24 protein-coding genes are annotated in these 22066 nt (G+C 43.0%); 16 read left to right on the forward strand and 8 right to left on the reverse strand.

Annotated features, from left to right (window positions below; all coding sequences use genetic code 11):
* Window position 1 precedes the first annotated feature (1 nt).
* Window positions 2-484: a YajQ family cyclic di-GMP-binding protein gene (locus HOP38_RS08350; RefSeq protein ID WP_006074555.1), complete on the forward strand. Its 483-nt coding sequence runs from the start codon at window positions 2-4 to the stop codon at window positions 482-484.
* Between the two features lie 41 nt (window positions 485-525).
* On the opposite strand, the gene HOP38_RS08355 is transcribed toward HOP38_RS08350, so the two are convergent.
* Window positions 526-1464, reverse strand: a complete 939-nt coding sequence (locus HOP38_RS08355) for a siroheme synthase (RefSeq protein WP_006074556.1) — start codon at window positions 1462-1464, stop codon at window positions 526-528.
* A 457-nt stretch (window positions 1465-1921) separates the two neighbouring features.
* Here HOP38_RS08355 and HOP38_RS08360 point away from each other — a divergent pair, with 457 nt between their 5' ends.
* The 6 genes from HOP38_RS08360 (at window position 1922) to HOP38_RS08385 (ending at window position 7450) form a co-directional block, all read left to right on the forward strand.
* The gene (locus HOP38_RS08360) at window positions 1922-2950 is read left to right on the forward strand and encodes an amino acid ABC transporter substrate-binding protein (RefSeq protein ID WP_006074559.1); all 1029 of its coding nucleotides are present in this window, start codon (window positions 1922-1924) and stop codon (window positions 2948-2950) included.
* 70 nt (window positions 2951-3020) lie between these two features.
* Window positions 3021-4223, forward strand: a complete 1203-nt coding sequence (locus tag HOP38_RS08365) for an amino acid ABC transporter permease (protein WP_006074561.1) — start codon at window positions 3021-3023, stop codon at window positions 4221-4223.
* Between the two features lies 1 nt (window position 4224).
* Window positions 4225-5322, forward strand: a complete 1098-nt coding sequence (locus HOP38_RS08370) for an amino acid ABC transporter permease (RefSeq protein ID WP_198557846.1) — start codon at window positions 4225-4227, stop codon at window positions 5320-5322.
* A gap of 21 nt (window positions 5323-5343) precedes the next feature.
* The gene (locus tag HOP38_RS08375) at window positions 5344-6093 is read left to right on the forward strand and encodes an amino acid ABC transporter ATP-binding protein (RefSeq protein ID WP_031496112.1); all 750 of its coding nucleotides are present in this window, start codon (window positions 5344-5346) and stop codon (window positions 6091-6093) included.
* Between the two features lie 217 nt (window positions 6094-6310).
* Complete coding sequence (locus tag HOP38_RS08380; protein WP_038230452.1) at window positions 6311-6973, forward strand: Bax inhibitor-1 family protein; 663 nt, start codon at window positions 6311-6313, stop codon at window positions 6971-6973.
* A gap of 147 nt (window positions 6974-7120) precedes the next feature.
* Window positions 7121-7450: a TusE/DsrC/DsvC family sulfur relay protein gene (locus HOP38_RS08385; protein WP_124939737.1), complete on the forward strand. Its 330-nt coding sequence runs from the start codon at window positions 7121-7123 to the stop codon at window positions 7448-7450.
* A 4-nt stretch (window positions 7451-7454) separates the two neighbouring features.
* Here the strand turns inward: HOP38_RS08385 and yccX are convergent, their stop codons facing one another.
* Window positions 7455-7730 carry an acylphosphatase gene (gene yccX / locus HOP38_RS08390; protein ID WP_006074153.1) on the reverse strand — a complete coding sequence of 92 codons (276 nt, stop codon included), beginning with the start codon at window positions 7728-7730 and terminating at the stop codon, window positions 7455-7457.
* Between the two features lie 150 nt (window positions 7731-7880).
* On the opposite strand from yccX, the gene HOP38_RS08395 reads away from it, so the two are divergent.
* From HOP38_RS08395 to HOP38_RS08410, 4 genes are all read left to right on the forward strand, one after another.
* On the forward strand, window positions 7881-9071 hold the full coding sequence (locus HOP38_RS08395) for a class I SAM-dependent methyltransferase (RefSeq protein ID WP_198557847.1): 1191 nt from the start codon (window positions 7881-7883) through the stop codon (window positions 9069-9071).
* 384 nt (window positions 9072-9455) lie between these two features.
* Complete coding sequence (locus HOP38_RS08400) at window positions 9456-10775, forward strand: TolC family outer membrane protein (protein WP_006074156.1); 1320 nt, start codon at window positions 9456-9458, stop codon at window positions 10773-10775.
* 1 nt (window position 10776) lies between these two features.
* Entirely contained in the window at window positions 10777-11400 is a 624-nt protein-coding gene (locus tag HOP38_RS08405; protein ID WP_006074157.1) for an OmpA family protein, read from the forward strand.
* Between the two features lie 121 nt (window positions 11401-11521).
* Window positions 11522-11881: a DUF2750 domain-containing protein gene (locus tag HOP38_RS08410; protein ID WP_006074158.1), complete on the forward strand. Its 360-nt coding sequence runs from the start codon at window positions 11522-11524 to the stop codon at window positions 11879-11881.
* Between the two features lie 33 nt (window positions 11882-11914).
* On the opposite strand, the gene queC is transcribed toward HOP38_RS08410, so the two are convergent.
* The gene (queC, locus tag HOP38_RS08415; protein ID WP_124939739.1) at window positions 11915-12601 is read right to left on the reverse strand and encodes a 7-cyano-7-deazaguanine synthase QueC; all 687 of its coding nucleotides are present in this window, start codon (window positions 12599-12601) and stop codon (window positions 11915-11917) included.
* 17 nt (window positions 12602-12618) lie between these two features.
* Window positions 12619-13299: a 7-carboxy-7-deazaguanine synthase QueE gene (gene queE, locus HOP38_RS08420; protein ID WP_006074162.1), complete on the reverse strand. Its 681-nt coding sequence runs from the start codon at window positions 13297-13299 to the stop codon at window positions 12619-12621.
* A gap of 148 nt (window positions 13300-13447) precedes the next feature.
* On the opposite strand from queE, the gene HOP38_RS08425 reads away from it, so the two are divergent.
* Complete coding sequence (locus tag HOP38_RS08425; protein ID WP_198557848.1) at window positions 13448-14251, forward strand: Cof-type HAD-IIB family hydrolase; 804 nt, start codon at window positions 13448-13450, stop codon at window positions 14249-14251.
* Between the two features lie 45 nt (window positions 14252-14296).
* The gene (gene yegS, locus HOP38_RS08430; RefSeq protein ID WP_006074166.1) at window positions 14297-15199 is read left to right on the forward strand and encodes a lipid kinase YegS; all 903 of its coding nucleotides are present in this window, start codon (window positions 14297-14299) and stop codon (window positions 15197-15199) included.
* Between the two features lie 66 nt (window positions 15200-15265).
* On the opposite strand, the gene nagK is transcribed toward yegS, so the two are convergent.
* Both nagK and HOP38_RS08440 read right to left on the reverse strand, forming a co-directional pair.
* Window positions 15266-16174 carry an N-acetylglucosamine kinase gene (gene nagK, locus HOP38_RS08435; RefSeq protein ID WP_198557849.1) on the reverse strand — a complete coding sequence of 303 codons (909 nt, stop codon included), beginning with the start codon at window positions 16172-16174 and terminating at the stop codon, window positions 15266-15268.
* Window positions 16175-16325: 151 nt separating this feature from the next.
* Window positions 16326-17072 carry a tRNA-uridine aminocarboxypropyltransferase gene (locus tag HOP38_RS08440; protein WP_198557850.1) on the reverse strand — a complete coding sequence of 249 codons (747 nt, stop codon included), beginning with the start codon at window positions 17070-17072 and terminating at the stop codon, window positions 16326-16328.
* A 68-nt stretch (window positions 17073-17140) separates the two neighbouring features.
* On the opposite strand from HOP38_RS08440, the gene HOP38_RS08445 reads away from it, so the two are divergent.
* Window positions 17141-17953, forward strand: a complete 813-nt coding sequence (locus tag HOP38_RS08445) for a sterol desaturase family protein (RefSeq protein ID WP_006074171.1) — start codon at window positions 17141-17143, stop codon at window positions 17951-17953.
* Between the two features lie 2 nt (window positions 17954-17955).
* Here the strand turns inward: HOP38_RS08445 and HOP38_RS08450 are convergent, their stop codons facing one another.
* Window positions 17956-19995, reverse strand: a complete 2040-nt coding sequence (locus HOP38_RS08450) for a methyl-accepting chemotaxis protein (RefSeq protein WP_198557851.1) — start codon at window positions 19993-19995, stop codon at window positions 17956-17958.
* A 145-nt stretch (window positions 19996-20140) separates the two neighbouring features.
* On the opposite strand from HOP38_RS08450, the gene HOP38_RS08455 reads away from it, so the two are divergent.
* Entirely contained in the window at window positions 20141-20611 is a 471-nt protein-coding gene (locus HOP38_RS08455) for an NlpC/P60 family protein (RefSeq protein WP_198557852.1), read from the forward strand.
* A gap of 64 nt (window positions 20612-20675) precedes the next feature.
* On the opposite strand, the gene HOP38_RS08460 is transcribed toward HOP38_RS08455, so the two are convergent.
* Window positions 20676-21020: a DUF3802 family protein gene (locus tag HOP38_RS08460; protein WP_006074176.1), complete on the reverse strand. Its 345-nt coding sequence runs from the start codon at window positions 21018-21020 to the stop codon at window positions 20676-20678.
* A 178-nt stretch (window positions 21021-21198) separates the two neighbouring features.
* On the opposite strand from HOP38_RS08460, the gene HOP38_RS08465 reads away from it, so the two are divergent.
* Complete coding sequence (locus HOP38_RS08465) at window positions 21199-22065, forward strand: fructosamine kinase family protein (RefSeq protein ID WP_006074178.1); 867 nt, start codon at window positions 21199-21201, stop codon at window positions 22063-22065.
* The last annotated feature ends 1 nt before the right edge of the window (window position 22066 follow it).

Below are 22066 nucleotides of genomic sequence, written 5' to 3' on the forward strand. Positions count from 1 at the left end.
CATGCCGTCATTTGATATTGTTTCAGAAATCGACACAGTAGAACTGCGTAATGCTGTAGACAATGCAAACCGTGAACTGGCGACGCGTTTTGATTTTAGGAACGTCGAAGCATCGTTCTCTCAAAACGATGAATCCGTAAAACTTTCATGTGAAGGCGATTTCCAGCTTAAGCAAATGCGCGATATTTTGCGTGGTAACTTGACTAAGCGCGGCGTTGATGTAAACGCGATGGAATCGCAAACGGCTGAACAATCAGGTAAACAATGGCACCAAACCGTATTGTTCAAGCAAGGAATCGAAACCAACGTTGCAAAGAAAATCGTGAAACTTGTAAAAGACTCGAAAATTAAAGTTCAAGTCGCGATTCAAGGTGACAAAGTCCGCGTAACAGGTAAGAAACGCGATGACCTGCAAGCAACTATGCAGTTAGTTAAGACTGGCGAACTAGGTCAACCATTCCAGTTTAATAACTTCCGCGACTAACTCGAGTTAGTCGTTTTGATTAAAAGGGCGTTAACGCCCTTTTATTTTATCTGCGCCAAGCCAATTTCCTCATCGCCCTCTTTTAGAAGCCTATGTGATGAAGATTGCGGGTCTACAAACACTACTATACGTTCTTTGTTTGCTTTGCGTTTCTGAATGTCTTGAGAGACTTGTGCGATATCTTGAAACTCGATGCGCTCTGCGTCCCGTCGAACTAAATCAACAAATCCGAATGGACAACTCTTGTCAAAGAACACCACTTCAGCCTCTTGCATAATCCTTAGTGCTTTAATAGGCAGGAGTTCAGGGTCAACACCAAACTTGATCCACGTACAGGCATTGGAAAACTCTGCGTCACTGTTTATGAGCTGTTGATAGGCGAGCTCAAGTTCATGATTATTCTTACATTCCACTACCCTAGGTTCGTTGAAAAACAACTCCCAGAACTTGCGTCGCTCATCAACGGTAGCGAAATGCTGTTTAATATCACCACGTTTGCTTGCGGCAAAATCCGCCAGCTGAGCCGTATTCATGGGAAGTATGGACTCAAGCTTTTCTCGAATACCTCTAATTAAAACTGGCGAGGCACCACCACTTGATATGGCAATTTGAACGCGGCCGCGATTGATTATCGATGGAGTAATGAAGTCGCAATACGGGGTATCATCAACGACATTTACCAAAATACCCATTTTTTTAGCATCTTTATGCACCTGATGGTTAAGTTCTGGGTTATCAGTTGTCGCCCAAACTTGCACAAAGTCCTGATGCATTAACTCAGCTTCGTAGAAACGCTTTACCCATAAACATTTACCTTGCTCGACTAAATCATCAAGGTAAGGCTCTAGTTGAGGTGATACTATCGTTACGCGAGCCCCTGCTCTCGTTAAAGTATCCACTTTTCGGCACGCGACCTCTCCGCCCCCTACGACCAAAACTGGTCGATCTAGTAAATCCATAAACAGTGGAAAGTAACGCATAAATTTCCTTTTCTAAACGAAATAACTATTCATTCATATTCACCATTACGGTGCATATTTGTCACCGAGACATTGGTCACAAAACAATTTTTCACTGAATTTTTAATGTTTATTAGTCAAAAATTTGAACCAAAATCAATAAAACGACTGATTATGTTAATTTAACACAAATATAACATACCACTCTCTGAAGCACCCTTTTGGTGCCAAGCTGCACTATTTACAAAATCATCACATTTCGTCATTCTAACTACTGTTTAGACGTATGTGGCAACTCAAAACACTATTTAAATTAATAATTTGAGAAATCACAAATCATTATCTACGCTTTAAACGGTCGTTACAAATTGCACCAAATCAGTTCAATTTTAACGACTTATGATGCAACACAACAATAACTAGCACATTGTATTCAGGCTGGACCTGATTTACACGGAAATAACAGGAAGGATACACAATGGCAAAGAAACTCACTCTTATTGCTTCTTTAGTAGCGGCATCTGCTGCAATGATGAGTACATCAGCATCTGCTGCTGACGGCACTCTCGACAAAGTCACTAAAGCTGGCGTTTTAACCTGTGGCGTTAGTACTGGTCTTCCAGGCTTCTCTAACCCTAACTCAAAAGGTGAGTGGGAAGGTATTGACGTAGAATACTGCCAAGCTCTTGCTGCTGCGGTATTGGGTGACAAATCCAAAGTTAAATACGTTCCATTGACTGCGAAAGAACGTTTTACTGCACTTCAATCTGGTGAGATTGATGTACTATCACGTAACACTACATGGACTCTACACCGTGACTCTGCACTAGGTCTAAACTTCGTTGGTGTTAACTACTACGATGGTCAAGGCTTTATGGTTAAGAAAGATCTAGGTCTTTCTAGCGCTAAAGAACTTGACGGCGCGTCTGTTTGTGTTCAATCAGGTACCACTACTGAGCTGAACCTAGCTGATTACTTCCGTAACAATGGTATGGAATACAAGCCAGTAGTATTCGATACTGCAGCTCAAACGTCAAAAGGTTTCGACTCAGGTCGTTGTGATGTGTTAACAACTGACCAATCAGGTCTGTATGCACTTCGTCTAAACCTTCAAGATCCAAGTTCAGCGGTCGTTCTTCCAGAAATCATTTCTAAAGAGCCTCTTGGCCCAGTAGTACGTCAAGGCGACGACCAATGGTTCAACATCGCTAAGTGGACACTAGCAGCAATGGTGAACGCTGAAGAATATGGCATCACGTCAAAGAACGCAGATGAAATGCTGAAGTCTAAAGATCCAAACATCAAGCGCATTCTTGGTGTTGATGGTCCTAAAGGTAAAGGCCTAGGTATCCGTGATGATTGGGGCTACCAAATCATTAAACAAGTAGGTAACTACGGCGAGAGTTTTGAGCGTACAGTTGGTGAAGGTTCACCACTTCAAATCTCACGTGGCGTAAACGCACTATGGAATGCTGGCGGCTTCATGTACGCGCCACCAATCCGCTAATAACTATTAAGTGCTCAAATAAGGGCGGTTCATCCGCCCTTTTTTTAAAAGGATTTGAGGTTATAGCTGTATGAAACCTACTACGACTCAAGTCGCACCGCAGAACAAACCTGCGAAAAGCGCAAATCTACTATACAACCCCACCTTCCGCTCTATTGTTTTCCAAGTTATCGCCGTTCTCGCTTTAGGACTCTTTTTCTATACGATCGTTAACAATGCGTTAAACAATCTAGCTGCTCGAGGTATCGCAACGGGTTTTGATTTCTTAAACCAAGAAGCAGGCTTTGGAATTGGTCTTACTCTTATCGAGTATGACGAAACCTTTTCTTATGGCCGAACCTTTTTTGTGGGGCTTTTAAACACGGCGCTAGTCTCTGTGCTAGGCATTGTGTTAGCTACTGTTCTCGGATTTGTCATCGGTATTGCTCGACTTTCTTCTAACTGGCTAGTTAGTCGATTTGCTGCAGTGTATATCGAGATTTTCCGAAACATTCCTTTATTGTTACAGATCTTCTTCTGGTACTTTGCGGTCCTTCAAGCCTTACCTTCCGCTCGTCAAAGTATGAGCCTAGGTGAAGCTATTTTCTTAAATGTTCGTGGCCTTTACTTCCCTGCTCCAGTGTTTGGAGAAGGCAGTAGCGTGGTGATCGGCGCTTTTATACTCGGTATTATTGCGACCATCATTATTAATATTTGGGCTAAGAACAAACAAAAGCTTACTGGTCAACAAACACCAATGTTTCGCATTGGTTTGGGTTTAATCGTTGTCCTTCCTGTTGTTGTATTTTTTGTTATGGGCATGCCTATCACGGCAGAGTACCCCGTTCTTAAAGGCTTCAACTTTAAAGGTGGTATCAGTATTATTCCTGAGCTTGCGGCTTTGACTCTTGCTTTAAGTATCTATACCGCTTCCTTCATTGCTGAAATCGTTCGCTCAGGCATTAATGCTGTAAACCACGGTCAAACCGAGGCAGCAATGTCTCTTGGATTACCTAAATCTCGCACATTAAAACTGGTCGTTATTCCTCAGGCAATGAGGATCATCATTCCACCACTCACCAGTCAATACCTTAACCTGACAAAGAACTCTTCTTTAGCTATGGCGATAGGTTACCCAGATTTAGTATCTGTGTTCGCTGGTACTACGTTAAACCAAGTTGGACAAGCCATTGAAATCATCGCAATGACTATGGCCGTTTACCTAACCTTGAGTTTGGTGACGTCTGCATTGATGAACTTGTACAACAAGAAAGTTGCATTGGTGGAGAGGTAATATGTCACAGCATCAATTTCAACCGGACCTTCCGCCGCCAGCCAATACTGTTGGTGTGGTAGGTTGGTTACGAAAGAATCTATTTAATGGCCCAGTTAACTCTCTACTAACGATTGTTTTAGGCTACTTTGCTCTCTCTCTACTTTGGTATGTGTTCGATTGGGCTATTCTCAAAGCAGATTGGGTTGGTACCACTCGCGACGCTTGTTCGAGAGAAGGCGCGTGCTGGGTGTTTATCAGCGTTCGCTGGGAACAGTTCATGTATGGATTCTACCCTCAAGCTGAGTTATGGCGCCCTCGCCTGTTCTACGCAACACTGGCAATTTTCGTTGCTTTGCTTGCTTATGAGCGAACGCCTAAACGTTTATGGATTTGGTTGTTCTTCGTCAACATCTATCCTTTCATCGCCGCTGGCCTCTTATACGGTGGTGTGTTTGGGCTTGAAGTCGTAGAAACACACAAATGGGGTGGTCTACTTGTCACACTGATCATTGCTCTTGTGGGTATTATCGTCTCTCTACCTATTGGTGTAGCGTTAGCATTAGGTCGACGTTCAGAGATGCCGATTATTCGCAGTATCTGTACTGTTTATATCGAAGTATGGCGTGGCGTTCCGCTTATCACTGTTCTGTTTATGGCGTCGGTAATGCTGCCGTTATTTTTCTCAGAAGGTGTAGAAACTGACAAGCTGATTAGAGCATTGATTGGTGTTGTCATGTTCAGTGCGGCTTATATGGCGGAAGTTATTCGTGGTGGTCTACAGGCTATTCCAAAAGGCCAATATGAAGCAGCAGACGCGTTAGGTCTTACTTATTGGAAAAAAATGGGGCTTATTGTGCTACCGCAGGCACTTAAGATTACCATTCCTTCAATCGTAAACACCTTCATTGGTTTATTTAAAGATACCAGTCTAGTACTCATCATTGGTATGTTTGATGTACTGGGTATTGGTCAAGCCGCAAACACCGACCCCGAGTGGCTTGGTTTTGCTACGGAAAGTTATGTATTTGTCGCGTTAGTGTTCTGGGTGTTCTGTTTTGGCATGTCGAGATACTCGATTTGGCTAGAGAACAAGCTGCATACCGGTCACAAACGATAAACGGAAATTCGAGGACGTATTATGACGCAACAAGAAGATTACATGATCCAATTAAAGGACATGAACAAGTGGTACGGCGAGTTTCACGTACTGAAAAATATCAACCTTGACGTTAAAAAGGGTGAAAAAATCGTAATTTGTGGCCCTTCCGGTTCAGGTAAGTCAACGATGATTCGTTGTATTAACCGATTAGAAGAGCATCAAGCAGGACACATTTTTGTCTCTGGTAACGAATTGACTGAAGACCTGAAAAACATCGAAGCGGTGAGACGTGAAGTGGGCATGTGCTTCCAACACTTTAACTTGTTCCCTCACCTCACGGTGCTGGAGAACTGCACGCTTGCTCCTATTTGGGTCAAAAAGATGCCAAAAGAAGAAGCGGAAGCCATTGCGATGAAATATCTTGAGCGCGTTAAAATCCCAGATCAAGCTGACAAATATCCTGGTCAGCTATCTGGTGGACAGCAGCAACGCGTAGCTATCGCTCGCTCATTGTGTATGAACCCGCAGGTTATGTTGTTCGACGAGCCAACGTCAGCTCTCGACCCAGAAATGGTTAGAGAAGTACTGGACGTAATGGTAGAACTCGCAGAGGAAGGAATGACCATGCTGTGTGTAACGCACGAAATGGGTTTTGCAAAAGAGGTTGCCGACCGAGTGATATTTATGGATGCCGGGGAGATAATCGAAGAGAACAATCCTGTTGATTTCTTTGAAAATCCGCAATCAGATCGAACGCAAAACTTCCTAAGTCAGATACTTCATCACTGATTGCTCTGGATGAGAAATGGCGACTTTTTTAAGTCGCCATTTTTACATTGTTTTGCCATTTGCAACGTAGAAATATCGTGTTACAACTTACTACACACTTAACCAATTATTTTTATTATGATTTTGTTCAATGACTTGTATTTGTGGACTTGATTTTTCGAACAAACAGCCCCATAAATAGTCATATAAGTAAAGACAATCATCTATGAGGAAGATTATGAACGATCCTATGGTATCTCGCAGTTCATCTCAAGCGAGTGTACTGCAAACTAACAAAGTATTGCGAAATACTTACGCGCTGCTATCTATGACGCTACTTTGGTCTGCGGTCGTTGCAGCATTTTCTATGGCTATGAACCTGCCTCGCCCAGGTTTGATTATTATGCTGGTTGGCTTCTACGGTTTGCTTTTCCTTACTGAAAAGAACCGCAACAACAGCATGGGCTTGGTATTTACGTTCCTATTTACTGGCTTCCTAGGTTACACAATCGGTCCTATCCTTAACGCTTATGTTGGCGCTGGTATGGGCGATGTTATTGTGACCGCTTTAGGTGGTACTGCTCTAGCGTTCTTAAGCGCGTCGGCTTACGCACTAACAACCAAACGTGACCTATCGTTCCTTAACGGTATGCTTCTAGCTGGTTTCGTTGTGCTGTTGGTAGGTATGGTTGCAAACATCTTCCTACAAATGCCAATGCTATACCTAGCGATGAGCGGAATGTTTATCCTGTTCTCAACAGGCGTTATCTTGCTTACAACTCAGCAAATTGTTCGCGGCGGTGAGACTAACTACATCTCTGCAACTGTAAGCTTGTATGTCTCTATCTACAACATCTTCATCAGCCTACTATCTATCCTAGGTATTATGAACGACGACTAATCAAGTCGCTGGATGTTAAGGAAAGCCCAAGACACGTTCTTGGGCTTTTTTGTATCTAAATACTGATTAAAACCACCCTACCACTCTTGAAAAAAAGCGTGTAACTAAGCTAACCTTGCCACGTGTTTCAATTACAAGATCAAAAACATGTTTGAATTTAACGGTAAAACCATCGAAACTGACGCCGAAGGGTATTTGCTCAATCATCAAGATTGGGAGCCTGCGATGATCGAAACTCTAGCACAAGAGGAAGGTATTGAACTGACCGATGCACATCTAGAGGTTGTAATGTTTGTTCGCGACTTTTATGTGGAGTTTAACACCTCACCAGCGGTACGAATGCTGGTAAAAGCAATGGAAAAGGCACATGGTCCGGAAAAGGGAAACAGTAAATATCTTTTCAAGCTGTTCAAAAAAGGCCCGGCAAAGCAAGCTACAAAACTTGCAGGTTTACCAAAGCCTGCAAAGTGCTTATAAGTACTCAGAGAATTTTAAAACCACTGTAAACAATACTTTGTTCACAAGGCTCTTTGGTCACCGAATCAACCGTTGCGGTCCTTGGGCCTTGCATTAGCCATTCACACAAAGCTTCAACTTTAGTTTGATCACCACATGCAACCACCTCAACCGAGCCATCATATAAGTTTTTAGCATACCCAGTCAGTCCCAATTTTAACCCTTCATGACAAGTGTGGTAACGAAACCCTACTCCTTGAACCATGCCTTTCACAACAACCTTCTGACAAATTTGAGTCATATCTTCTCTCCTGCATGAACAGCGTGCTAAGCTGATTTTAGTTCATCTATACAGTTTCTAAATCAGGTTAACGGAACTCTATTTGCATTTGTTTGAATCTTCACACAAAATAGCCAACCTTTTCTCTGTTTCAACTTCGTAAGGCATCCCATGGCTCCAGCTATTCATCTTGTTAAAGGTCGCGACAAATCACTTCGACGCAAACATCCTTGGATTTTCTCTAGAGGTATTTCTCATGTTGACGGCCAGCCGTCACTTGGCGAAACAGTCGACGTGTTCGCTAGCAATGGCGAGTGGTTAGCTAAGGCTGCATACTCCCCTAACTCTCAGATTCGAGCACGTGTATGGAGCTTTGAAAAGCAAGATATTGACGTTAGCTTTTTTGTCAGCCGTATCAAGCAAGCGCAGTTACTAAGGGAAGACATTATTGAACGAGATGGCTTGACCGGATATCGCTTGATAGCTGCAGAGTCTGATGGTTTACCGGGTATTACCATCGACCGCTATGAAAACTTCCTAGTTTGCCAATTGCTCAGTGCTGGAGCAGAATTCCAAAAGGATGCCCTTGTAGAAGCACTTACGCAGTGCTTCCCAGAATGCTCTATTTACGACCGTTCTGATGTATCGGTTCGTAAAAAAGAGGGATTAAAAGAACGCACTGGTGTATTGCATGGAGAAAAACCATCAAAGCCAGTCGTCATTGAAGAAAATGGCGTAAAAATTAGCGTCGATATCATTAACGGACACAAAACGGGGTTCTACTTGGATCAGCGCGATAGCCGTTATCAAGCACAGAAGTATGTAAAAGATAAAGAAGTACTAAACTGCTTCAGTTATACCGGTGGATTTGGACTTTATGCATTAAAAGGCGGTGCCAAGCGTGTCATTAACGCCGATGTTTCTCAACTGGCTCTTGATACCGCGAAACACAATGCCGAGTTGAATGGTTTCACTGAGAAGAAAAAAGCGGTGTTCCTCAATGCAGATGTCTTCAAGTTATTGCGTGAATACCGAGATCAAGGAACCAAGTTTGATGTAGTTATCATGGATCCGCCAAAGTTTGCCGAATCGAAAGCTCAACTCAATGGCGCTTGTCGCGGCTACAAGGATATCAATATGCTAGCAATGCAGATCTTGAAGCCCGGTGGTACCCTTTTGACTTACTCTTGCTCAGGATTAATGGACGGCGCATTATTCCAAAAAATAATCGCAGACGCCGCTGTAGATGCTAACCGTTCTGTTAAGTTTGTAGAACGATTTGAACAAGCCGCAGACCACCCAACAGATACCGCTTACCCGGAAGGCTTCTACTTGAAAGGGTTTGCTTGTAAAGTCCTCTAGACCTAAAGCATTTTAGAGTCAAGACTCTACATCATTTTCTAAGCCATTCTTTTTTCGAAAAGAATGGCTTTTTTGATTGAGCTGTCTCAAAAATAAGACATTTTTTCAATTCCTTAATTGAATTAACGAATTTCTCTACTATTTTCAATAGTATGTGGCAATGTATAACAAAGCCAACATCTAGCCTGTACCTACCCCTCTTTAGGTTCAAGGTGTGATCGAGCTAGGTTGAAAGAACAAGGTTGTGCGCTATAGTAATTCTATAGCGTGTTACCTAAGTTTATGACTTAACTCGAATAAATAGTAGTGAGTAGAAGTGATGAATTTGCAAGCTCAAAACCAAAAATCAGCAATTCGTCTAGCCAAGGATTAAGGAGAATAACATTGAACAGGTTCACTCTAACAGCAGCCGCTTGTTTTGTAGCCCTTAGCCTTCCGGTTAGCAGTCAAACATTAGAGCAAGCAGTGGCAAACACACTTGCTACTAACCCTGATATTAAAGCCGCATATAATGAATACGTTAGTAAACGATATGACGCAGAAGCTTCTGTGGGGGCGTATCGACCTAAAGTCGACTTGGACGGTGGTATCGGCTACGAAAGAACGGATTATGACCGTGAAAACTCTTTAAATAGTCGAAACGAGAACTTAACTCGAAAGGAAGTTGGTATTAGTCTTACTCAATTGATTTGGGATGGTAACGAGACATTAAACGATATGGATCGAACTGCTGCGGAAGCAGAGTCTGTGAGATACCAATTACTTGCGGATGCCTCAGACATTGCGCTTGAAGTTGCTCAGATTTATCTCGACGCGACCAAAGCCTACGAGATATTGGCTCTCTCTGAAGCTAATCTAGAAGTACACAAGAAAATATATAAAGACATTAAAAAGCGTGTTGACTCAGGTATTGGTTCAACCGCAGACCTTTCACAAGTCGAAGCTCGTATTGCAAAAGCTCATGGTAACTTACTCGCCGCGCAGAACAACCTTTTCGATACACATACGCAGTTTAAACGCCTAGTAGGGCAAGCCCCTTTGGGCCTCAAATATCCTAGAGCTGATGAAGTCGCTATTCCACCAACCGTAGATGACGCACTAAAAATCGCCATGGAACATCACCCTGTAATCAAAGTCTCTCAGGTGGATGTAGACTCTGCTCGTTTTCAATACCAACAAACTAAAGGGGTTAACTACCCTACCTTCTATATCGATGCGGGCCATAACTGGCGTGACGATGCCGGTGGTAATATCGGTACCGATAATGAAACTCGCGCTATGCTTCGAATGCGTTACAACTTATATAATGGCGGCTCAGACTCCGATCGTACTGAAGCTGCAGCGTACCAACTCAATAAAGCCAAAGACTTCCGTGACAGAACCTACCGCATGGTTGAAGAAGGATTAAAACTCTCTTGGACAGGTTTAGAGTTCACCATTCAACAACGTGAATTTTTGTCCGATCACGTAGACTCTGCTTCTGACACTGTTGTTGCTTACCAAAAACAATACAAGATAGGCAAACGTACTCTTCTTGATGTTCTTAACACCGAAAACGAACTGTTCGAGGCTCGTAAAGGATATTTAGACGCTAAATACGCTGAGCAATTTGCTCGCTATAGAGTGATGAATGCTACTGGCGATTTACTTGCAGCATTACGAGTTGACACTCCAAAAGAGTGGAACGAGAAGGTGGAGTATTAATATGAAACTACAGACCAAATTACTACTATGTGGCCTTGTTTCTCTGCCGCTTTTTGCATCAGCAACAACGCCTGAAAATGATAAATACGACTACATCGCAACTCCTCTTGCCGATCAAAAAGCCGATTTAATCGACGATGATGGTGATGGCGTTATTAATGCCCGTGACTTGTGTATTGCAACTCCGGAGGGCGCTGCGTTAGATAACGATGGTTGTGAACAATATGTCGACGTGTCGAATACGATGGCGTTGAGAATTTTGTTTGATAACGCGTCAACATATATCAAACCAGTATTCCAAACACAAATCAGCCAAATGGCAGACTTCTTAAAGGAATACCCAGATACCACTATTGAAATTCAAGGCTATGCGAGTGTAGTTGGTAACCCAGAGAAGAACTTGGTACTTTCGAAGAATCGCGCTGAGGTTGTTCGTGAAGCGATCATCAACAACGGTATTGCCCCAGAACGCCTAACTATTGTGGGCTATGGCGATACCCAGCCAGAAGAGCTTGGTGATACCGAGTTTGCACATGCGATGAACAGAAAAGTGGTTGCTTCCGTTGTTGGTTATAAAGGTGAAGTAGAAAAAGAATGGACTATCTTTACTACTATCGGTAAATAGTTCACTCTTCACTCAGTTAAACTAAGAGCGCTATGTATTAGCGCTCTTTTTGTTTTATTTCATTTAGATATTCGGTATCTCATGCTAACCTTGTAGCAATTCTTATTAAGAGTATAAAGTGATGAGTAAATTAACTTCAGATATCGAACAAAACCTTAACCTGTTTATTGAGGAAACCACCCAAAACCAGCTTGTTTGGGGCCTGCGTAATGAAGATGGTTGGTTAGCGTGCGATTCTACTGAGTTCGAAAACACAGAAGTTATGCCGTTTTGGTCGTCTGAGGAAGACGCAAAAACACACAACGTTGAAGAGTGGGCTGATTTTGAAGTGTTACACATCCCACTTGATATCTTTGTAGAAGATTGGCTACTAACTCTCGATGAAGATGGTGTGCTAATAGGTACCAACTGGAACAGTCAGCTAGACGGTAAGGAAATGGAACCATCAGCTATCGCTAAGTTGTACTTAAACGCTAAGTAAACGAAAAAAATAGAGGCTTTCAGCCTCTTTTTTTTATTCTGACTTCTCGTTCAGAGAAGCCATCACTTCAGACTTATTCTCTAAATAATGATTCAGTCCGTTCGCTCGAAGATCACAAGATGGACAATCTCCACAACCGTCGCCAATAACGCCGTTATAGCAGGTTAACGTTTCTTCTCGGATTAACGATAGCGCATTAAACTTATCAGCCAGCGCCCAAGTCTCTGCCTTATCTAACCACATAAGTGGCGTAACAATATCAAACTCTCTGTCCATCCCTTGCACCAAAGCGCTATTCATAGCTTTGATAAAGTCATTTCGACAGTCAGGGTAGCCAGAAAAGTCCGTTTCACATACACCGGTAATGACAGCTTGCGCGCCGATTTGATAGGCGTAAATACCCGCCAGTGTCAGAAACAGTATATTGCGACCCGGCACGAATGAATTCGGCAGACCATTTTCTTGAAGCTCGTGCGAGACAGGAATATCGTCACGAGTTAATGAGCTAATCGCAAGCTCGTTGAGCAAGCTAACGTCCATAACTTTGTGTGCTTTCACGTTGAGCTTGTTTGCCAATGCTTCCGCTACTTCAATCTCTAGCTTATGGCGTTGGCCATAATCAAACGTAATTGCATGTACTTCATCGTACTGCTCAAGTGCTTGGACCAAGCAAGTTGTTGAATCTTGTCCACCACTAAAAACGACTACTGCCTTTTTCATCAATATCTCCTCGCCCTTTAAGCAATACTTAAATATTTATGTGTTTGAACTGATAAACGCCAATTTCTCTGAATACAAGTTTCAATACACAACTCAGTTGCACGTGGCTTCTGGCTGATTGGCTGAAGCGCAATAACCACATCACTCTTTAACTCTACACCCTGTAAAAGCTCATCTAATTGGTCGACGTTTTTTTGCGTCGCAACTGGGTGCTTGATTTCATCAGCACGTTCTAACGACGAGGAAAGTACAGGAAGTTTTCCCTTCATTGCCACTTTTGGTGACACCGTAACCCAGGTTACTGGCGTGACTCTTATTTCTGAAGTACCGCTGGTTTCGATTTGGCAACGACATCCAATGGCTTCAAAGGCTTCACATAACGCGGTTAGATCATACTCACAAGGCTCGCCTCCAGTAATCACAATGTGCTTTGCGTTAAACTGCTGCGATTGATACATAGCCACAATTTCCGCTGCGTCGACATCGCTCCACGTAGGGCTGTCACCTTGTTTAGTTATGATTTCTCCAAACGAACGCTGGTCTTCATTATTCGCATCCCATGTCTGCTTCGTATCACACCACGAACAGCCTACGTTACAAATTTGAAGTCGGATAAATACCGCCGGGACGCCGGTAAACATGCCCTCACCTTGGATGGTTTCAAACATCTCGTTGATTTTAAATCGAGTATTACTCATCAAATCATGCCAATTATATAAGATGAGCAGACCTTAAAGGATGCGACCAAGAAATTCAATACAAAGTGTCATACTAAATCTCTGGTAGTGTAACGCGCTTTTTCATATCCTAGAGGCGTTTGATTTATTTCTTTTTTAGGTAAGTAACGTGTATAAACTCATTGCCATCGATATGGATGGAACCCTACTAACATCTGATAAAAAAATCTCTCCGCGTACTAAACAAGCTATCCAATCTGCCAAACAACAAGGCGTCCAAGTGGTGCTTGCATCTGGTCGCCCTCTCAACGGTATGTTAGATGCCCTTAATGAGCTTGGTTTGAACGGTGAAGAAGATTATGTCATCCATTTCAATGGTACCTTTGTACAGAAGGTAGTATCAGGTGACATACTTCATCAACAAATCATCGATGGTCGTCGCGCTAAAGAAGTAGCGAACCTAGCGAAACAGCTCGGCCTGCATTGCCATGCCTTTAGCCGCGAATTGGGTTTGATTGCTACAGAAGCGAATCCTTACACCGACCACGAAGCTGAGATCAATAAGCTAGATATCACCATCTATGATTTTAATAAGCTAGAGGAAGATCACGAGATCATCAAAGCGATGATTGTTGGTGAGCCAGCTCAACTAACTGAGGGCATCGGTAAAATCCCAGCGCGCTACCACGACGACTATACCATTGTACAAAGCGCCCCATTCTTCCTTGAGTTTTTGAACCCTTTAAGCAACAAAGGTGAAGGTGTTAAAGTTATTGCCGATCACTTAAATATCCCGTACGAACAAACCATGTGTTTTGGTGATGCAGAAAATGACCATCATATGATCAAATTCGCTGGTAAAGGTGTTGCGATGGCGAACGCCATGCCAGAAACTAAATCCATTGCCGACTATATTACTGACAGTAATGACGATGACGGTGTAGCGAAAGCCATTGAAAAGTTTGTGCTATAGTTTTCATTGTGTTGACTAGATAACATACTGTTTTAAGGAAAAAATATGACTTATCGCCTCCTACTTAACGGAAAGAAAGCTGCTCAAGATGATATTAGAGAAGCCATCTATCAACTCCGTGGTGAAGGTTACCCTATAGAAGTCCGTGTGACTTGGGAAGGAGGCGATATTGAAAGATTAGTACAAGAAGCGGCGGATCAAGGCGTCTCTCGGCTCATTGCTGGAGGTGGCGACGGAACCATAAACGAAGTAGTCGATGCACTTCTAAAAAACAATATCACCACAATGGAAGTTGCGGTTTTGCCACTTGGAACCGCTAACGACTTTGCGACCGCCTGCTCCATCCCAACCAATTCTGCTTACGATGCCTTGCTATTAGCTGTTTCGGGAACGTCTAAGCCAGTTGATGCAGCGAGAGCGAATGACCGTCACTTTGTGAATATCGCTACAGCTGGGTTTGGTGCGCAAGTTACAGCAAACACACCTATTGCCCTAAAAAACTTCCTTGGCGGAGGAGCCTACACGCTCGCAGGCCTCGTTCAAGCCATCAACTTCCAACCTTTTAAAGGCACGGTGAAGTTTGATGGTCAAACTGTCACAAGCAATGTGGTTGTCGGCGCTATTTGCAATGGGAGAATGGCCGGTGGTGGCCAAGCGCTCTCTCCAACCTCCTTTATCAACGACGGCTATTTAGATGTGGTGTCGCTTGAGGAATTCACCCCCAGCGATATCCCTGCCGTAATTGAGGAGTTGATGCAAGATGATGGTTATAGTGGAATGTTCGTTAAACGTAATCAGGTAAAAACCATTGAATGGATTTCCGATGGTATCATGCCTGTAAATTTAGATGGTGAACCTATCGAAGCTACCAATATCGAGTTTTGTGTGCTGCCGAACACAATCCAATTGGTTTTACCAGAGCACTGCCCAATGCTAGTTAGTCACTGATTTTCAGCTTAATGCAAGTAACAAAAAAGCGACCATTTCTGGTCGCTTTTTTCAATCCAATCAACTCTACTTGATGTTAAGGAATGCTGCACCACGAACACCACCAGAATCGCCGTGCTTCGCTTTGACGATTTTCGGACACTTCGCCACAGACATTAGATATTTAGGGATACGCTTAGGCATTTCTTCATAAATAAGGTCGTAGTTAGATAGACCACCGCCTAACGTAACCACATGCGGATCGTTGCCCGTGAAGATGTTAGCGAAACAAATAGCCAAAAGTTCCATGAACATATCAACGAACTCAATAGCATTGGCGTCACCGGCTTCACGTGCTTTAATTATATCGATAGCTTTCTTCTTTTCGCCGTAATAGTTTGCATAAAGTAGCTCGAATCCACGTCCAGATAGGTAGTTATCTAAACACCCTTTCTTACCGCAGCCACAATCAAGAAGCGGCGCTTTTTCACCAAGGTGGAACCAAGCATCAATAGGGAGTCGCATATGGCCTAGTTCACCGGCTACGTGGTTACGACCAGAGAACACTTTGCCTTCGTAGATCAACCCACCACCAAAGCCAGTTCCAAGAATTAGACCCATTACAGATGGAGCATCTTTCAGTTCGTCATCCCATGCTTCAGACAATGCAAAGCAGTTTGCATCATTCTCAAGTTTCACTTCGCGACCAATCTTCGCTTCTAAGTCACTACGCAGAGGTTTGCCTTTCGCACATGCAATGTTTACGGTGAGTACAGTTCCGTCGTCAGCGTCTTCCATACCAGGCAGACCAAGACCTACTTTACCTTCGGTTCCAAGTTCTGCATCGTACTTAGCCACTAAACCTGCTAGGGTCTCTACTAGTAGCGGATAATCATCGCCTGGTGTAGGTACACGTTCTGTCGCAACGCGTTCAAGTTTTTCATTAAATGCACCAAATTCAATTTTAGTGCCACCGACATCAAAGCCGTAATACATGCAACTCTCCTTGCTAACCTCAACTTGAGGCAAAAAATAGATAACTGTTGGCATTATCCATATCCCTACCCCCTCAAACCGTGACGTAGAGCGGATTTATGCCCTTGTTCGAACTGCTTGTTCAACAAGCCATCACATTAGAACTGGAACTTTAGAGCGAGTTCTCGTTTTTTATTAGACCTATGAAATTATTCAGTGCTGGTCGCGATAAATCTGGAGAGAGACGCGTTTTGCTCAACATGTAACTTTCGCGGAAAACCGCGAACCATTCTCTCAATATCATCGAATGACGCAATGACCCAAATTGCTCAAAGACAATACTCGCAACTTCTGCGGTAGCAAGATGATCTTCGTTCTCTGACTTTCGCATCATATAGTTAGACAAAGCATCAGGCTTAATCGAACACACAGGGAACTGATTGAGATATGGTGACTTTCTAAACATACGTCTAGCCTCACGCCAACTGCCATCCAAAAGGATAAACAAGAGTTTCTTAGTTCCCTCTACTTCGAACTGGTTTTGGTCGATTAAACGCTTTTTATCATCAACATAATCTTCTGGAAAGATTATGACGGGTTGATAGGTCTCATCTTTTAGCAGTGCACGGAGTTCTGGTTGAGTTTCAGTTCGATGCCAAGGAAACGCATAGCCTTCTTCGACCGTATCAAGTATCAGGCGGCCTGTATTACTTGGCTTCAGAATTTCCGCATCAGAAACCAACAGCAACACTGCAAAGTCATTGCTCGGTTTTGGCTGGTACTCACAAATACAATACTGTTGCGCAATTTGGCAGCTTTTACAACGTATGACTTTCGCTCCACGAGCATTAAATGGTTTAGTTGCCGCGGCTAGGCGCTCATCGTACATTTTATGGAAGGCGTGACGTCTCATTTTCATGGTATTCTAGCGAAAGGTGGCGGGATTCTACTCTGGTACACTTTGTAAGTAAAAGGAAACCCTATTCAATGGAACACAGTGACTCTATTCGATTGTCGATCTTTCTCTCTGTACTCATAATTTGTGCGGTGTGGGAGTGGTGTGTACCTAGAAAACAACGTACAAGAACACGACGTTTGCGTTGGATTAACAATCTCAGCCTAGTTGGCCTTAACTCTCTAATTCTCGCCTTAGTCATGCCACTTCTTGCCATAGAAGCTGCACTCTTTGCTCAGAAACATAGTATTGGGCTTTTTAACCAGTTCGAAGTGAGCACATGGTTAATTGCCCCACTTTGTGTAGTGCTGTTGGATGCAGCAATCTACTTTCAACATATAGTCTTTCATCGCGTTCCAATCCTTTGGCGATTGCATAGAATGCATCACGCTGATCGGGATATCGACGTCACCACAGGCTCTCGATTCCACCCTATTGAAATCATCCTCTCCATGTGGATAAAAATAGTGATCGTGATTGCCTTAGGCGTACCTCCAATCGCAGTGCTTATTTTCGAAATTGTACTCAATGCCAGTGCGATGTTTAACCATAGCAACGGCAAATTGCCTTTGAAGTTTGATGCCTTGCTGAGAAAAGTTATCGTAACACCGGATTTTCACCGTGTTCATCACTCGGAGATCGTCAAAGAAACTCATTCCAACTTTGGCTTCTTTCTATCCATCTGGGACATCTTGTTTGGAACTTATCGTGCTCAACCTAAGTTAGGGCATGATGGCGTGGTAATCGGTATTCCAGCATTTGTCGAGCCAAGAGAACAAAGGTTGGACAAACTGCTTACCCAACCTTTTAGGAACGATAAGAACGACGCTAGCCATTCTCAGTAGAACTAAGCTTGGTTCAATTGATATTTATGTAACATCGATTGCTGGTGGCCCGCAATTTCCGCTACTTGCTCAGCACTTTCTACCATGGACTCCAACTGCATGCTCGAATGTTCACCTTGCTCAGTAACCTGAATGATTGAGCGGCCCACGTCTGCCGTGGCACGCTCTTGTTGTTCAGTAGCCACAGAAACTTGCTCTGCCCTGTTACGGATCTGATTCACTGAATGGGCGATGTCAGTAAAAGACGTTTTTACTCGGTCGCTGGATTCCAAAGCAAAAGACATTTCTTTGCGTGACTCGACAACCGATTGACGTGAGTCTTGGGCTGCTTGGATGAGCTCCGACATCATTTGTCGAATGTTTGTGGTTTGTGCAGAAGTATCACTAGCGAGTTTACGAACTTCGTCCGCCACAACAGCAAAGCCTCTGCCCTTCTCGCCAGCCCTTGCAGCTTCAATAGCCGCATTTAATGCTAATAGATTAGTGTTATCTGCAATCCCACTGATCATATCCACCATCTCTTGAATCTGCTTCACTTTGCCATCTAGCTCAGTCATTGACGCTTCATTGTTGCCTAACGTCGTATCCAACATATGAAGTCGTTCTTGGTTGTCAGATACCGCTTCCAAACCAAGGTTGGCATAACTATCCGCTTGTTGAGAATCGTTAAACGACGCAGTCGTCACTTGAGCTATCTCCTTAATCGATGCTTCCAGTTCTGTAACCGTTGTCACCATGCTATCTAGGGAGGCGTTTTGTGAACGCAAACTCAGACGAGTTTCCTCTGCCGCGCCGTGACTTATCTCCGCCGTTTGATAGAGTGTTTCACAGTTTCTCGTTACCACCTCAATCGAATCATGAGTCGACTCGATAACTTGGTTCAACTTTCTGGCGATATCTTGCATTTCAGCAGGACCCGCTAGCATCACTTTGCCCGTTAGTTCGTATTCTGTGAGCCCTTTCAATTGAGAGATGATGTTCTTTAAAGGTCGATTTATCCATCGACGCAGAGAGAAGAAGATTACGACGATTGTTGCAATTAGAAATGTTGTAGCAGCAATTAACCATTGTGAGGTTGTATCAAGAGTATGATTCACTACGGATTGACTATCTTTTATTAGTGTCGAGGCAGTATCAGAGATTTGCTGTAGGAGTTGTACCGTGTCATCGGCTATTACAACAGCACGTTCCAACTCCACTTTTTGCTTTTCAACCACTTCTAGCCTGTCGAGTATTTGACTTAGTACACCACTTTGTTTAAATCCGTCCTGAACCATTTCATATGGTGCAATAAGACTGGCAAACTCTTTGACTTCAGGGTGCCAATCTGAGAAGTCTGCAAATGCTAGGTTGATTCCAGCGATTCGATTACGCATTTCACGATATTCACTTTTCGCTTTACTCAGTTCTTCTTGCATCATCATGACTAAGAACGTGCTCTCCATTGAACTAGCACTCGCAATAAATCGACTCGCCGCATCTGAAGACAATGGATTGTCTTGAGACAGAATTAGGCTAATACGATTCATTTCAGGGCCAATAGAACTTAACCCATAACGGAATCCCGTCACTTGCTTATCTATACGACCTTTCATTGCAATGAGTTGAGACTGAAACGCCAATACGGACTCAGTAACGGATTGCAATTCAGCTATTTTTTCCCTGAGTTGAGCTCTTTGGTCTTGAGTCACGGCACTATCTATCTTTTTTGCAATCTCGAACAGACTATTGACCCGGGTTTCACTAAGGCTAGTCAGCAGCGCGATACGTTCCTGGATAGCATTTAACTCTGCCTCAGAAGATAACTGGCTTCCATAGTTCAGTAACTTTACTTGTTCCAACGTATCTTGTGTTAAGGCTGCATTATTCATTGCCAGAGGGAGTACGCGATCCGATAAATTATCGAATTGATGTTTTACTTGTGTTAATCCACTTGAACTTAGCCAACTTAGAGCAATAAAGAAGATACAGATTAAAATGAATATTGCGCTGAGTGAGTGAATTATTGAGGTTGGACGTTTTCGTTGTGTTGACGATCTCATAGCGATTCCGTTGCATCAATCGTTAAATTGCGACCAAATTTCGTGGATAAATAGTACAAAACGATAATTTGGTATAAAATTATTCGGAAATGGTAGAGGCCGTTAATGACATATTTATTACACATAAATGTAAGCAGTGTGACAGATGAAAATTGTTAAAGTATTGATTCCATACGGTATAGTGGCATTGTTGACGGCTTGTTCGAGCCAACCAAGCCAAGCACCACATACACAAGTTGATTATAAAAGTGCTGAAAATGCACCATTTTTGGCTGAATACAAGAAATGGCAAGGCGTTCCTTATCGACTTGGTGGCACCAATTATTCTGGCGTCGATTGCTCGGCGTTTGTACAAGCTGTCTATCAAGATGCTTATGCTGTTAGCTTACCTAGAACCACTGCACAACAAGTTAAAATAGGCCATAAAGTAGCTTACAATAATGCTCAAAGCGGTGATTTAGTGTTTTTTAAAACGGGCAGAAAAACTAGGCACGTGGGTATTTATTTAGGTGGGAATACTTTTATGCATGCGTCTACATCTAAAGGTGTGGTCCTCTCTAGACTAGATAATCCTTATTGGGCATCAACATTTTGGCATTTTAGAAATATTCAGTAATAGAATACCTCCCTCTCAAAGAAATAAAATATCCCGAGAGGGAACAATCCTTTTGTTATTTTCTTTAATCATATATTGCAACAGCAGTATCAAATAGATTTTTGACTAACGCTATATACTCTTCAAGAAATGCAACCTGCTCATTGGTGGCCGGCTTGTTCCAAACTCCAGCCAATACTTCTTCTAAGTCTTGAATCACTAAATCTACTTCTTTTAGCAACTTAAATCGCACACTTGAATGAAGTTCTGGGTTTTGTTCAAACAACACCATAATGTTGGACGCGACCATGTCCGTGGACACATCTTCTATTGTTTCTTCGCCCGTATCTCCAGAAGTTGAAGTGAATACATCAAGATTCATGGCGAGATGTTCGATTAATGCCTGATAGCCGTCAGTATCTACAACCACGACTGAACTCCTAGCAATTGTTTAAATGACAAGAACTTAAACATAGCAAACCTAGTTCACGTTTGTAAGAACTAGTACGAAAAATCGCGCTGCACGTCAATGATTCTGTGCGCTGGCAGTATGTTATGTAGTCAATATTGTTCTACACTAGCCATAGATTGGCAGACGGGAGTAACTTATGTGGCAAGCGATTTCAGATCAGCTATCCGATGCACTCATGTTCAACTTTTCTATCAAAGAACGTGTCAAAATGAGCGGTGGCGATATTAACCAATGCTATATGATTAGCGATGGTGATCAGCGTTACTTCGTGAAAACCAATCACAAAGACTTCCTTGCTAAATTTGAGATTGAGGCGGATAACCTCAAAGCGCTCCGTGACACTAATACGGTTCATGTACCCGAGGTGGTGTTAATTAGCAAAACTAAAGAATGTGCGTTCATCATTCTTAATTACATCCCTGTCAAACCTTTAGACGTGAGTACTGCCAGTCATCAGTTTGGAATTGAGTTAGCAAAACTGCACAAATGGGGTGAACAAGCCGAATTTGGCTTTGATCAAGACAACTATATTGGTGCTACTTTACAACCTAATCAGTGGCATAAAAAATGGTCCCGCTTTTTCTCTGAACAACGTATAGGCTGGCAACTACAGCTACTTAAAGAGAAGCAAATCAGCTTTACCGATATCGACCAGTTTGTCTCCCTTATCAACGAGCAGCTCTCTGGCCATAACCCTAAACCTTCTTTGCTGCATGGCGACCTTTGGAACGGCAATGTGGCTAACTCAGCCTTTGGGCCTATTTGTTATGATCCCGCCAGTTATTGGGGAGATCGAGAGTGCGATCTCGCTATGACAGAACTCTTTGGTGGTTTCAGGCAGGAATTTTATGACGGTTATGAAAGCGTACTGCCCATTGAGCCTATGTTCGAGTATAGAAAGCACATCTATAATCTCTATCATGTGCTCAATCACTGCAACCTTTTTGGGGGCAGCTACCTCGACCAAGCTGAAGAGCTAATCTCAACGATTCAAGCCTCTTAGA

The sequence above is a fragment of the Vibrio mediterranei genome, assembly GCF_013364395.1.
GTDB classification, from domain to species: Bacteria; Pseudomonadota; Gammaproteobacteria; order Enterobacterales; family Vibrionaceae; genus Vibrio; species Vibrio mediterranei.